Here is a 13,581-nt window from a genome sequence, read left to right on the forward strand (position 1 = left end):
TTAAATCTCATCCAAGGATTTTCGGTTTTTATCCACGGACTTCTTGAACTGCGTGGGTGTCATTCCTGTTACTTTTTTAAACTGATTACTCAAATAGGCTACACTACTATAATGTAGTTGAAAAGCTATCTCACTCAAGGTCAATTCATCGTAGACAATGAGTTCTTTAACACGTTCAATTTTTTGATTGATAATGTATTGCTCAAACGTTATACTTTCAACTGACGAGAAAAGGGAACTTAAATATTTGTAATCAAGATTGAGCTTGTCACTGATAAAATCGGGCCATTTTATATCCAGTTCTTCATCGGAGTGATGGATTTTTTGCACCACCAGACTTTTCATTTGCTCGATGAGTTGGCTTTTTCGGTCGTTTATTAAACTGAAACCGGCATCCTGAAGTTCTATGGACAAGGATAATTTTTTTTTCAAGTCAAGTGCTGAAACCAATTCCACTTCTCCCAATTTAATCGAAGTGTAGGGAATGTCCAATTTCTGCAAAATGGTTGAAACCGCCTTTATACATCTCGGGCAGACCATGTTCTTAATATGAATAGTATTGCTCATTTGATTCTACCTTCAATTTTTTTATCATCTTCTTGGGCTAAGAAAAAGCTCGTACAAGAACCAATATTGTTGCTATCAAGAACAATAGTACTATGGCAATTATACCATAAACTCTGTCTTTCTTACTAATACCATCCTTTGGCGGTTTTCTTTCCTTTTTTCTTCTTTCCCTTCGATAATGGCTCACCGTCATCTTCTTTTAAAAGTTCAAAATTGGGTTAGTACCTACATTCTCTATGGCCATTTTTACTACAATGCTGGTTTATCATCGAAAAGAGATGTTGGTTTTATTAAGTGTTCTTTGCATTATTCTGTTTACTTATAAAGAGCTAGGATTAATTGTGTTATTAAAGCATGTATCACGAATAAAATCAAAATTGAAATTATTATGTAAAGTCCCTCTTTCTCTGCCCTATTATCCTCTGAGGACTTTTGGTTTTTGTCCTTTCCTCCATTCTTACGATTTTCAACCACGACCTTTCTCTATTTCAAGTTATAAAAGGTTTTAATTACTCCCCTTTTTTATTTTCCTCATTGTTGGTGAGGATATGTACCAAAGTAAAAAACCGCTCAAAACAGTTATTAGTCCTAAAAGCGAAAAGGCTCTGAGGACTATGGTATTAAAATTGTCCCTTCCCTCATAATCCATGGTATGGGTCATCCAAAGAAAATCGAACCATCGCCAATTGCGATGCCTTATTGTTTGGAAAGAACCATCTTTTATGGAAACATAAGCCTTAATATTTTCAGGTGTTTCATATGATATGGCATAGGCTGGAATGGGCCTGCCTCGATATTCGCTATGGCTCCCTACTTCCTCGATGCGTTCTATATTTTTCACTTTGAGTTCAGGCAGCATATTTCTCCTCGCAACCTGAAGGGCGTCCTGTTCGGATATTTGAGCTTTTAATGCACCTGTTTTTGCATTGACCAATTGACTTTGATTAATCCAATAATAAGGCTCTCCTGCTATTTCTCTTAGTTCCAAAGAAGTTATGGCATCAGCTTTAATCTCGGTTGGACTGATTAGATTGGTAAATATGGTTTTTTCAACAGGTTCCTGTCGATATTGGTCGCCGTGTATCTCATCGATATCCGTCCAACTGAAATACATGCCGCTGATGGTCCACATTAAGAACTGAATTCCTAAAAAGATACCCAGATAGCGATGTGCCTTTCTTATTTTTAAAGCTGTTTGTCTTTTTACCATCTTATTTTACTTTAAAAGAAAATTCAATCGTGACTTTTTCCCAACTCATTGAGATTGTTCCGGAAGTCTCTGTTGTTTTGCTTACTTTATACTCTAAGTGTTCTTTGATTTCTTCAGAAACTTTAGGGGTGACTTTAAATCTTAATACATCATCATTTTCAGTATAGTCGTCCTTACCGTGTTGGTTCCAATTACTGTTGAAAATGATTGTCCATTCTTCCTGATTCGGAATTACAAAAAATCCATATTTCCCAGCTTTCAATTCCTTGCCATCAATTTTTAAATCCTTATTCGTTTCCAGCCAAGTAGCCATATGAGCACCTGCCTGCCAAACAGCATCATAGGGAAGTAAACCACCAAAAATGATACGGTTTCGAACTCCTGGCGAAGAATAATCAATATGAATGTGCGCATCGCCCATCATTGCCATACTACTGGTATGTGGACTTAAATTTTTCTTGGGAGTAGAAACCTTTTCTGCCTCCATATGGTTATGTTCAGGTTCCGTATTTTTTTTATCTTCTTTACAAGCTACCATTATTAGGAAACTTAAAATAATCAGTAACGGTTTTCGATTTTTCATGGCTTTCGTTTATAGGTTATTTGTTTTTGATATTCCTAGAGGAAGAATGAGTTTTAATGATTTTCCATTGGCCATCCATCTTCTTTAAAATGGAAGTTGCTACCCCTTTTTTCATTATCGTTCTGCTTTCGCCTTTCTCATCTGGGTTGAGCACGATAGTGTATATATAGGTTTCGGTCGTAAATGCATAGGGCAGATCTACTTTCGCGTCAATTTTATAATCTGAAAATTCAAATTTCTTGAAATGCCCTAATTCTGGTCCTAAGTGATGTTTTATATAGTGTGCATAGGAACCCTCGACACCGCCAGATTCAAATACTTCAGAGTCTTTTGTAAATAACTCGAATGTACCTTTGGTCGTTAGGTTTTGCAGTGCATCCTTATACGATTTGATAACAGTGATTACTTCCTCTCTTTCGCTAGCCATATTTTCTTGACCTATTGCTATGTTTACGAATATAATGGACAAGGCAGTTATTAGTTTTAGTGATTTCATAGTTTGATTTATTTGATTATTTATTATTAACGTGTATTCTATTAATGTTCGCGATGCCAAATACCAATACGAAAAATCGTAATGCCACTTCCAGCATTACCAAGGTTTTTGAATAAGCATTCATAGGAACAATATCGCCATATCCTACCGATGAAAATGTAATGGTACTAAAGTATAGGTACTCAAAAATTATCTCGATTGCAGAACTTCCTTCGTTCAAATCTGTTTTAAAACTAATGGAACCAAGATTGTGCAATGCCCAAAAATCTATTGCAAATGAAAAAATGATAAGGCCGATAAGTAGGGCAAAAAGGACAAGTATATGACTTAGCAAATGGCTATTTCCTATTATCTTGACCAATTGATCAAAAGAAAACCGGACAAGAAAGTAAATTTTAATGAGGGCGAATAACAATATCAAGAATCGGGCAATACCCATCTCTCTGAAAATGGGTAGCAGCCATAGATCGATGATGCCAACAACGATAATTACCGCTATGGTTTTCCATGCCTTCGAAAATAGCTGGGTATAGAAAGCATCGGTATGTTCTAAATCTTTCGTATCACTCATTTTTTCTTAAAATTACTGGTGATTACTATTTGTATTAATCAAAAATCTATTTTTCCTTAAGCAACGCATCAACTTTCAGGTCGTGTTTGTCATCGACTTTCACAAATAGAAAGCTCGGACGTTCCAAATTGTAATCCGTAATCAATAGCGACCATAAAGCTGTCATCTTAAGGCCTTTTTCAACGGGTCTCAAGTTTATATTTATCGTAACCGGCAGAGATGTACTGGCAAGGGTAAAATCGCCCTTGACCTCAACTGTCTGTTCCATTTGTTTATCCAAATCAAAATCGCCTATAAGTTTTCCCTCAAAATTAACGTGGGGGTTTTTTTCTGCTTCCAACAATTCGTACATGTGTTCGTCACGTTTTTCTTTGCCCGTCTTTATTGATTTGACGGGAACCTTGAACGCAACATCCTTTGTTCCTAAGTCGATATTTCCGTTCAACTGTTCCGTTTCGCCCATATAGGAGTTGAGTGGCATTTTTGCCTCGAAGGAAGCGTAGCCGTTTTCAGTGCCATAAACCTGTGCGATTGAATGATGAATACCCGTGAATAAGAGTGTTATCAACAAATAAAAAATTATACTCCTGTACATAATTATGTTTTTATTACTAATTATTTCAAACTGTTGTAAATTTCATCGTAAGTCTTTGTCTCGGTTTCGTTTATACGTCTAACAATGTATTTTCTATGTACGCCCGTTCTATTTTCAAGTCCCATTGAACCCAGCAACTCTCTAAAGGCTTCCATTGTATTTTTATGGTAATTGGCCACTTTGGTCTTCTTGTCTTCTACGACCAATGATTCTACCCTTGACGGCACCATTGTGGTAATGCCCGTGGGACAGGTATCAAGATTACATTTTAGGGATTGTACACAGCCCAGGGCAAACATCATTCCTCTGGCACTATAGCAGGCATCTGCGCCAAGTGCAAGCATTCGATAGATGTCAAAAGCCGAAATGATTTTCCCTGCTGCCATCAACTTTATTTCATCACGCAGCTTATGTTTTGTTAAAGTGGAATGAGCAAAATGAACAGCCTCCACTATGGCAAGACCTGCCCAATGTAGCGACTCCATATGGGCAGCGCCCGTACCTCCTTCTGCACCGTCAATGGCAATGAAATCGGGATAATTTTGTTTTTCGGCGAAAGTTTGGACCATTCTTTCAAATTCATCTTTTTGCCCGACACATAGTTTAATGCCTACTGGTTTACCATTGGAAAGCTTTCTCAATTTTCCAATGAAAGAAATCATTTCTTCATCGTTTCCAAATGCTGAATGATGCGGTGGCGAAAGAATTTCGGTGCCCTTTTCAACATCCCTGAATTTTGCGATTTCCTTTGTGTTTTTCTTTGCAGGCAGTATGGCACCAAACCCAGGTTTGGCACCTTGCGAAATTTTTATTTCAATCATTTTGACCACCTCGTGCAAGGCAATTTCCTGAAACTTTTCGGGGTCGAAATTACCTTCTTCAGTACGGCATCCGAAGTAACCGGTTCCGATTTGAAATATGATATCGGCTCCATATTCCTGATGATATGGCGTAAAACCACCTTCGCCCGTATTCTGGGCAAAACCAGCTATTTTGGCACCACCATTAAAGGCCAAGGTCGCATTTTTGCTTATCGAGCCGTAGCTCATTCCAGCTAGATTTAGTATGCTTGAAGAATAGGGCTGTGAGCACAAAGAACTACCCACCGTTACCCTGAAATCATCGATTACTTCTTTTGCCGGATAGATGGAATGTGTAAACCATTCACGACCGACTTCATCGTACGGTATTTGTGTGCCAAAAGGTTGACTTTTATTAGCATTCGCAGCACGTTTATAGACTATTTCTTTTTGTATCCAGTTAAAGGGCTTTCCTTCCGTCCTATTAAGCAAAACGGTTTCTTGGACAACGTGTCGTTGTTTTTCCAGAAAATTGGTAATTCTACCAAATAATGGATAGGTACGCCTAATGTTATCTGATTTTTGAAAATAATCGATCAGTCCTAAAACCAAGAAAGGAAGTAACACGAATGCGAGCCACCATAAAAATGGATACAAAAAGGTTATGACCGCCAATGCCAAAACCAACATGATACTCGTTATGATAAATCCTTTTCTCATTGTCCTTGTTTAATGTGAATGCCCATCACTTTCATTGTGACCTTCTTCGCTTTCGGTTTCAATAAAATTTCCTTGTGGACCGACTCCCTCTATATATACCAACTGTGAACCATAATGACCTGCCTAGGACACTGAATATGCCGAAAAGGCCATAACTACAAAAACTGCTATTTCAAAACCACGCTTTAGTTTGACCCAAAACAGGCTTACTATTTTCAGAATAGCTGCAATAGCACTCGACCAAAGGGTCCAATCGGCATATTTGTCGTGTTGTTCCAGTACGCTTTTTGCCATTTCGGTAAGTCCTTCTGTGTGCGGGTGCACAAATGTTCCAGCGACATACGCCCCAATAAACCCAGACCCTGCCATTAAGAGGATTACCCAGTCCATTGTCCGGTTCAAGGTAAACAACTGTATCAATTGTAAAACCACCGCTAACAGCAATAGTACAATGGGAAAATGTACGACCATAGGGTGCAGGTTGGGAAACGCATCAAAATCTGCTTTTACGGAATCTGATTGTACAGCTGATGCTATGCTGACCGATAATTCAGTTGCATCAAGGCTATTTCGTTCTTCATTCAAGGCAAAGGTTTTGGTCAAACTACCCAAGAAAGCAATGACCAAAATGATTAAAAAAAAATGTTTTGTATTCATCTTTTATGGTTTTTAATTAGTCCCCCATCAGTTGCAGCACCAAAGCCCCAAGAACTATGGTGGCTATGATAGCGTACACTATATAATTGAACCACTTCTTTAGCGGGTTTTTGGTTTGCTGTTTGCTATTGCCCGTATCGCAACAATCCTTCATGCTATTCATTCTTTGTGCCTGTCAAGGGAAGGGCATTGAACACTAACCATTAACTACATATTCCCTTCCCATAACAGGACTTTGACCATTAATACTATTGTCTGGACAGAAATGGGAAACACTAAATAACTAACCAATTAAAAACACTGCCCAATCCCACCCAGAACTTTACCTTTGTATCTTAATTTCCTTTTTTATATTTATCACCAATCATAAAAATCAGCCATGGTAAAATTGTAAACTGTATTACCGGCGAAATCCCCACATCCACTACCGGTAGTAACGGCATTGTGTAAGCGTATGACCAATCGCCCCGAAGGGTATGTAAAACTTCTGCCAGTATGGCCCCAGAAAATCCGACAAACATTAAAAGCAATACTTTGTTCACATCCATACTTTTGATCCAAAACACGTTTTTATAAATCAGTCCGAAGGCAAAAAGCAGTATGAACACCATTAACATATCGGCAATGGATGCCAAAGCACAAAAGGAAATATGTTTTAAATCATATTCGAACCCTTCGTATAATTGGCCTTGCACCAGCTCCCATACAAAATTCAATACAAAAGACGTAACTGCCACTGCAAACACAAACCTCCTATATTCCCCTCTGTCTTTTACCCGTTTCGCAAAGTACAAATAGCCCAAAATGACCAAAGTCAACGCTATGGTAGGGACAACGAAAATACCGGGGCTTAATTCTTCCATTTATTTTCTACTTAGACTACTTTTTTAAGATCACTAAAATTGGCCTTCAATTCTTTGGTCAACACCAATTGCATATTACCTGAAAGGGAAGGGGTTAACCAACTAACCAAACTAAATCGCCCCTTCCCATAACAGGCTTTTATTATTCGATTACCTCCGTCACTTTTCCGCAACTGAGCATTTGGGCGCCGTAATAAGGATTACGGATATCCTCAATTGACGATAACCAATAGGCGCCCCCATTCAAGGCCATGGGACAAAAATCCTTATACAGTTTACCCGACGTTATTTTTCCTCTTAAAAGAGCTTCCATTTCAGTGCTCAGTTCTGAAAATGCTTTTCGCTGTACCTTTAAATTATCCGTAGTGGCTATCTTTTGTGATGCCGATAAAGCGGCATCGGCACCTTCAACTTTACCAAGTGCTTCGTTCAACATCTCCGCTCCCTTTTGGGCATCTCCCGGATTTGAACCGACCAGATCATTTTTTACGTGCTCATAATGTTCGTAGGCATTGGCCACATTTTCATTGCTGAACTCAAGTGGGGTTTGCTTCATTTCCATTTTGCTATGGTCATGGTTCAACTTTATCTTTTCCTGTGCGTAAGAAAAAGTAAGGGTCAGTAACAGTAGGGCTGTAACCCCGTTTTTCAAATTCCTCATTGTTATCCTTTTTAAAATATTTTTATAGACTGTCCTTTAATTTTGATACCCAATCCAAAACGATTTTCTTTTCGTTGTCCGAAAGTCTTGCATCCCTATGGATGAGGGTGTATGATTTAAGGGGCATTTCATCATCCTCGATTTGACTTATAATGGATTTTAACTTGCTATTCTTTCTTCGTGATGAATAGGAATCCCATTCATTGAAATTCAATTCGGCCTTGCCTTCTTTTATATGGTCTTCCAAAAACCAAGCCACGGGTTGAACTTTATTATACCAAGGGTATTGCGTATTATTGCTGTGACAATCATAGCAGGATACCTGTAACTTTTTTTGAATGTTCTCTGGAACATTATTGACCAACATAAAATCGGTGGAAGGCACAGAATCACTTTGGTTGCGTTCTGTGGGAATAAATTGTATTCCCACAAACGCCACCAATAATACAAGGGCTATTTTTTTAACAACCTTCATTTTAATTTATCTGCTTTTGTATTGTGCCACACGTTGGCATTTTGATTCCCATATAAGGGTTCTTGATTTCTTCAACCTCACTCAACCAGATGGCTCCTTTACCATTATTTGCCATTGGACAAGAATCTTGGTACAATGTTTTTTCAGTTCCTAATAAAGCTACCAAATCATTTATATCTGTGCTCAATACTTCAAAATGTTCCCTTTGATGATCTATTGGGCTTTTTACAATATGCTCGGCATGCTCTTTGGCACTTTCTAAAATTTCCATGTATTCTTTGTGCGTTTCTCCAGTTAAATTGCTCATATCAAACTTTGAAAAGGCTGCAACTAACGCTGTTCCTCCTTTTGCAGCTTCGTTTTTATTGTCTGTTGTTAAAGCGTTTTTAATTTGAATATAGGCATCTATAATTGGTGTAGTTGCCGTATTTTTTTGAGTATTTGCTTCTATATCTCTTGTATGGTCCGTAGAAGAATCGCTATCTTCATCATGATGTCCGTCACTATTATCGTGCATGGCTTCTTTATCATGGTGTCCGTCACTGTTATCGTGACTGGCTTCCATTTGAGACCCCTCTTCATTCGTGTTTTCTTTTTTTGCATCTTTACAGGATATTGCTGTTAGACCTATAAAAGACATTACCAGAATTACTGTTGTTACTTTTAAGTTTTTCATTGTTTTAGTGTTTTTAATGTTAATATTAATTTGAATTATTTTTTGTTTTGATTATTAAGATAATGTTATCTGCCTAAAGTTTTTCAATTACGTTTTCCAACTTTAGGGTTATCTCTTGGGCGATTCCCTTTAACGCATCATTATCTACTGCTTGCATTGAAGCCATAGGGTTAACAGCTGCAACTTCAATGACTCTTGCTGCAACTTCTTGCACTATTACATTGCAAGGCAGCATGGTGCCAATTTTATCTTCTGCAAGCAAAGCTTTATGAGCATAAGGCGGATTACACGCTCCTAAAATTCTATACTTCTTGAAATCTACATCCAGTTTCTTTTTCAGGGTCTCCTTGACATCGATTTCGGTAAGAATGCCGAAACCTACTTTTTTCAGTTCGTCTGTCACCTTGTCGATTACCTGGTCAAAATCTCCTTTTAGGATTTTATTGAAATAATAGCTCATCTTCTTAATTTTTTGAATTAATAATTCGTTTTTGTTCTTCGTATTCTTGCTTGGTAATTTCTCCCTTGGCATATCTTTCTTTTAGAATATCCAAAGGATTTTCATGCTTCGGTTGTACTCTCCCTGATGAAAAATACCAAAGCCCAATAATTATTGCAATTACTAAAATTATCCAAGCGTACATCATACCATTCTGTTTTTATTGTTAAAATCGTATTGAAAGTCCGCCACCACCACCAAAACGGTTGTCATAACTTCCCACTAACGATACATTTCTGGAAAGGAAATATTCGGCTCCTGCACTCCAAACGGTTTCAGATTCACTATTAATGCCTGTAGGTAAGGAATTTACCCAACCAAAATCCAGTTGGTATTCATAGTATCCAAACACCGAGAATTTAGGAAACAACATCAAGTTTCTTCCAATTCCTACCCTTGGTCTTAAGTCGCTATCAATCCTTGCATCAAGGTTAAACAAATAGGGCGTCAAAAACCTTATACCAGCAACGGCAACCGTTTTAAATTCATTAAAGCTATCCTCAATTTCATTTTCAATATTCACACCACCAAACACTCTTAAATAATCGTGTAAATATCTTTCATAGGTAAATTCTGCCTCCAGGTTTTCGTTATAGCCATATTCCACCGTTGCATTGAATTGGTTTCTCAAGTTAGACGCCACCAGATTCATGGTCGTATTTTGGGACGAAGCATCTACCATACCCCAAGAATAAAAAAGATCGGTTTCTGCCACGGCTATGGATGCCGGAAATTCTTTCATACGAGCATCGGGTGGCGTGTCGTAGCTCATCACGCGTGCCATTCCTCCCATTAAATGATATAAAATATGGCAATGGAAAAACCAATCGCCGTATTCATTGCCATAAAATTCAATGGTTACGGCCTGCATTGGTGGTACATTTACCGTATGCTTTAATGGAGAATATTCACCATTCTCATTCAATACCCTAAAAAAGTGACCGTGCAAATGCATGGGATGGTGCATCATTGTCAGGTTATTGAGTGTTATTCTGGTAACTTGGTCGCCTTCAATTTTTATGTTATCGGTTTCAGATAACGGTACACCGTTCATACTCCAGATGTACCTTTGCATATTTCCTGTGAGGTTTAGTAAAATTTCCTTTACGGGAACATCTTTGCCATAGGCTGTCTTTTCTGGTGATTTCAAGAAGTCATAATTGTATTCTGAAAACAAATCCATACCACCCATTTCATTCGTGTCACCTATTTTTTGGTCTTCCGTTTTCATGTTATTCATCTTCATTTTTGAATGATCCATTTTAGGATCTTGCATTTTCATGCCATCCATCTTCATTTTTGAGTGATCCATTTTAGGGTCTTGCATTTTCATGTTATCCATTTTCATTTTTGAATGGACCATTTTGGAACCCTCCTGCTTCATAGCTCCCATAGCGTCGCCTTTCATCTGCATGCCATACTCATCCTTCATTTGAAAACGCTCATCTTTACTTGGACGATACTTTAGGGCGTGCGCTCCCATTTTCATGTCCATTTTAGCCATTTCTTTCATCATGCCGATCTTATCAGGTCTTGGAAGGGTTTTGGCAGCAAGTATTTTTCCATTACCAAAAAATGCCGAAGCCGTTCCAGAACCATCTTGTGCCATGATTTTAAACTCCACTTTACCTTCTTGAGGAATAGTGACTATATAATCGTAAGTTTCTGCAATACCAATAAAGGTTTTGTTCTTTTTAACAGGTTCTACATCGATGCCATCTGCCGATATCAATAGTGGGTCTTTACCACCAAAGGTCATCCAAAACGAGGTGGAAGCACCACCATTGATAATACGTAATCGTACTTTTTCTCCTGGTTTAAATTCAGGATATTCAATTGATTCTTCACCGTTGACTAAAAAGGCTGGATAATATACGTCGGCAATATCGGCGCCCTCCATACGCTGTCGCCAAAAATTGAGTTGTGCTCCAAATGCGCCACGTGAAATGACTTGGTTTAATGGTGTAGCTGTTCCTTTTCTAATACCATACCATTCGTTCCCTCGCTTTAAATTGCGTAGTACATGCATTGGATCTTCATTGGTCCAATCGGACAACATCAATACCAGTTCTTTATCATACTCCAATGTTTTTTTCTTTGGATGGATAATAAAAGATCCGAAAACACCACTTTGCTCTTGTAAGAGCGTGTGTGAATGATACCAATAGGTACCGGATTGCTTTAATGCAAATTCATATTTAAGTGTATGACCAGGCTCAATAGGTGGCGTGTTTAAATAGGGTACACCATCATAAAAATTAGGTAATAAGAGTCCGTGCCAGTGGATGGATGTCTCCACACTCATCTCATTTTTTACGTAAATAACTGCATATTCGCCTTCGGTGAATTCAAGGACAGGTCCTGGGATACTGCCATTGATGGTCATGCCCTTAACTTCTTTTCCGGCTTTGTTTACAATAGCTTCATTGATTGTAATGGTGTATTCTCTAACCGGAAGGTTATCAACATTTCCTTCAACAGATTTTTCTGTTTGAGCCAGAACATTTGCACCTACAAAGCACAAAATAACCATGTAGATCAGGTTTTTCATTGTGTTACTATTTTATGATTTCTTTTTATAGTTCTGATAATTTTCTTCTGATTCAAAATAAGCCACTTGCCCTTCTTTTTTCATCAATACAATGTAGGCTTCTGTTTTGTCAATAGGTTTATTACTATAAGGATCTATTGCTGTTCTGGCAGTTTCTTCGTTATTCAACTTACCTACACACATGTCACAACAACCATAATACGTTTTACCATTCACTGGCACTGCTATTTGAGGCATACCCATATACGCATTATTTACCATACACACCAACTCATTGGGAACTTGTGAACCGACTTGGTAATTTTGTTGTGTATCTTCGACTTTAACTTCGGTAGTGGCAACAGCTTGTTCCTTAACTTCTTTTTTTTCTGTTTTTGAATTACAGGCAACCAAACTGATTGCCAATACAGCAATTATGGATAATTGCTTTGTTTTGTTTTTTATTGTTTTCATCTTTGTTTTTTTTATTTTTTTGTATTTAGAGCTCTTCCGTTAATTCACACCAATTATTAAAAGCCTTTTTCAACTCAAAAGAATTGAATAGATAATGATATCACATTAGTAACTTTTAGGGTATTCCAGAAATATATTGACTAGCAAGTAAGATGTCTTATCAAACATACCTTTTCTGATTTTTTACTTCCGTTAAACTCACAATACGTTTTAATTTTTTAAACCAAAATGGTGCATTTACATAGACTTAAAGGTGTCTTTAACACTACCACAGCTTACCATGGCTTTATCCATATAAGGGTTTACAATGTTACTGGAATTGGAAAACCAGTATGAACCTTCTCCACTATTAGCCATTGGGCAAAAATTCTTGTAAATTTCACCTTCAACTATGTTATCTTTTAATAAAGGCTCAAATGCTGTTGTAAGCTTAGAAAAGACAATACGCTGATGTATAATATTGGATTTTGACGCCATGTCTTCCGCCACTTTTTGCGCATCATTTGCTTTACCATATTTCTTTAAAACTCCAACAAGCATTTTAGACGCTTTTTGTGCCTTTTCAGAATTAGCTTCAACTAAAGCGTTGTTTATCATGGCGTAATGCATGTATGCTTTGGTAAGGTTTTTATCGTTCAACTTTACCATAGATTTATCATGATTCATCATATTATGGTCGTCCTGTTTCATGTTCATTTTGCTATGATCGTGCTGTGCAGTAACTACATTTGTTACACTCATTATTAGAGCAATTATTACTGCTGATTTTAAATTTTTCATTTGTTTTTGTTTTTGTAGTTCAAATAATTTTCTTTAGATTCGAAATAAGCTACTTCCCCTTCTTCTTTCATCAGTACAATGTAGGCCTCCGTTTTATCTACTGGTCTATTACTGAAAGGATCAATACCAGTTCTGGCAGATTCCTTTTCATTTAAAGTACCTACACACATTTTGCAGCAACCGTAATACGTTTTGCCATCAACAGGAACAGGAATTTGGGGTTTGCCCATATAGGCGTCGTTTACCATACAAACCAATTCGTTTGGTACTTGTGAACCTATAACATAATTCTGTTGTTCGGTTTTATTTTCTGTATGTTTCATATCCTGTTTGCTGTGATCATGTTGCGCATAAGTAAAATTTGATACGCTTACCATGAAAGCAATTATGACTATTGATTTTAACTTTAAATTTTTCATATGTT

General features: G+C 37.5%; 19 protein-coding genes. All 19 read right to left on the reverse strand.

The window, feature by feature from the left end; translation table 11 throughout:
- Entirely contained in the window at positions 1 to 567 is a 567-nt protein-coding gene (locus tag BFP75_RS04120; RefSeq protein ID WP_099543548.1) for a helix-turn-helix domain-containing protein, read from the reverse strand.
- Between the two features lie 505 nt (positions 568 to 1,072).
- Complete coding sequence (locus tag BFP75_RS04125) at positions 1,073 to 1,777, reverse strand: PepSY domain-containing protein (protein ID WP_099543550.1); 705 nt, start codon at positions 1,775 to 1,777, stop codon at positions 1,073 to 1,075.
- Position 1,778: 1 nt separating this feature from the next.
- The gene (locus BFP75_RS04130; protein ID WP_099543552.1) at positions 1,779 to 2,360 is read right to left on the reverse strand and encodes a DUF2911 domain-containing protein; all 582 of its coding nucleotides are present in this window, start codon (positions 2,358 to 2,360) and stop codon (positions 1,779 to 1,781) included.
- A 16-nt stretch (positions 2,361 to 2,376) separates the two neighbouring features.
- Positions 2,377 to 2,856: a nuclear transport factor 2 family protein gene (locus BFP75_RS04135; protein WP_099543554.1), complete on the reverse strand. Its 480-nt coding sequence runs from the start codon at positions 2,854 to 2,856 to the stop codon at positions 2,377 to 2,379.
- 16 nt (positions 2,857 to 2,872) lie between these two features.
- Positions 2,873 to 3,427 carry an ion channel gene (locus BFP75_RS04140; protein WP_099543556.1) on the reverse strand — a complete coding sequence of 185 codons (555 nt, stop codon included), beginning with the start codon at positions 3,425 to 3,427 and terminating at the stop codon, positions 2,873 to 2,875.
- A 46-nt stretch (positions 3,428 to 3,473) separates the two neighbouring features.
- A complete protein-coding gene (locus tag BFP75_RS04145; RefSeq protein ID WP_099543559.1) occupies positions 3,474 to 4,022 on the reverse strand; it encodes a YceI family protein in 549 nt (182 codons plus the stop codon).
- 20 nt (positions 4,023 to 4,042) lie between these two features.
- Positions 4,043 to 5,542, reverse strand: coding sequence for an FMN-binding glutamate synthase family protein (locus BFP75_RS04150; RefSeq protein WP_099543561.1), 1,500 nt, complete (start codon positions 5,540 to 5,542; stop codon positions 4,043 to 4,045).
- A gap of 123 nt (positions 5,543 to 5,665) precedes the next feature.
- The gene (locus BFP75_RS04155; RefSeq protein ID WP_240531694.1) at positions 5,666 to 6,199 is read right to left on the reverse strand and encodes a DUF2231 domain-containing protein; all 534 of its coding nucleotides are present in this window, start codon (positions 6,197 to 6,199) and stop codon (positions 5,666 to 5,668) included.
- Between the two features lie 16 nt (positions 6,200 to 6,215).
- Positions 6,216 to 6,362, reverse strand: a complete 147-nt coding sequence (locus BFP75_RS21705) for a hypothetical protein (RefSeq protein WP_206073490.1) — start codon at positions 6,360 to 6,362, stop codon at positions 6,216 to 6,218.
- Between the two features lie 172 nt (positions 6,363 to 6,534).
- The gene (locus tag BFP75_RS04160) at positions 6,535 to 7,062 is read right to left on the reverse strand and encodes a hypothetical protein (RefSeq protein WP_099543564.1); all 528 of its coding nucleotides are present in this window, start codon (positions 7,060 to 7,062) and stop codon (positions 6,535 to 6,537) included.
- Between the two features lie 142 nt (positions 7,063 to 7,204).
- Positions 7,205 to 7,723 carry a DUF3347 domain-containing protein gene (locus BFP75_RS04165; protein ID WP_099543566.1) on the reverse strand — a complete coding sequence of 173 codons (519 nt, stop codon included), beginning with the start codon at positions 7,721 to 7,723 and terminating at the stop codon, positions 7,205 to 7,207.
- A 22-nt stretch (positions 7,724 to 7,745) separates the two neighbouring features.
- A complete protein-coding gene (locus BFP75_RS04170) occupies positions 7,746 to 8,198 on the reverse strand; it encodes a heme-binding domain-containing protein (protein ID WP_099543569.1) in 453 nt (150 codons plus the stop codon).
- A 1-nt stretch (position 8,199) separates the two neighbouring features.
- The gene (locus BFP75_RS04175) at positions 8,200 to 8,874 is read right to left on the reverse strand and encodes a DUF3347 domain-containing protein (protein WP_099543572.1); all 675 of its coding nucleotides are present in this window, start codon (positions 8,872 to 8,874) and stop codon (positions 8,200 to 8,202) included.
- Between the two features lie 73 nt (positions 8,875 to 8,947).
- A complete protein-coding gene (locus BFP75_RS04180; RefSeq protein ID WP_099543574.1) occupies positions 8,948 to 9,334 on the reverse strand; it encodes a DUF302 domain-containing protein in 387 nt (128 codons plus the stop codon).
- Between the two features lie 4 nt (positions 9,335 to 9,338).
- Positions 9,339 to 9,521, reverse strand: a complete 183-nt coding sequence (locus BFP75_RS04185) for an SHOCT domain-containing protein (RefSeq protein WP_099543576.1) — start codon at positions 9,519 to 9,521, stop codon at positions 9,339 to 9,341.
- Positions 9,522 to 9,539: 18 nt separating this feature from the next.
- The gene (locus BFP75_RS04190) at positions 9,540 to 11,924 is read right to left on the reverse strand and encodes a multicopper oxidase domain-containing protein (RefSeq protein WP_099543578.1); all 2,385 of its coding nucleotides are present in this window, start codon (positions 11,922 to 11,924) and stop codon (positions 9,540 to 9,542) included.
- A 12-nt stretch (positions 11,925 to 11,936) separates the two neighbouring features.
- Positions 11,937 to 12,377: a hypothetical protein gene (locus BFP75_RS04195; RefSeq protein WP_165776536.1), complete on the reverse strand. Its 441-nt coding sequence runs from the start codon at positions 12,375 to 12,377 to the stop codon at positions 11,937 to 11,939.
- A 237-nt stretch (positions 12,378 to 12,614) separates the two neighbouring features.
- On the reverse strand, positions 12,615 to 13,157 hold the full coding sequence (locus tag BFP75_RS04200) for a DUF3347 domain-containing protein (protein ID WP_099543580.1): 543 nt from the start codon (positions 13,155 to 13,157) through the stop codon (positions 12,615 to 12,617).
- A complete protein-coding gene (locus tag BFP75_RS04205; protein WP_099543585.1) occupies positions 13,154 to 13,576 on the reverse strand; it encodes a hypothetical protein in 423 nt (140 codons plus the stop codon). The genes BFP75_RS04200 and BFP75_RS04205 overlap by 4 nt, the downstream gene beginning before the upstream one ends.
- Positions 13,577 to 13,581 lie beyond the last annotated feature (5 nt).

The organism is Maribacter sp. 4G9 (genome assembly GCF_002742265.1).
In the GTDB taxonomy this organism is placed as follows: Bacteria; Bacteroidota; Bacteroidia; order Flavobacteriales; family Flavobacteriaceae; genus Maribacter.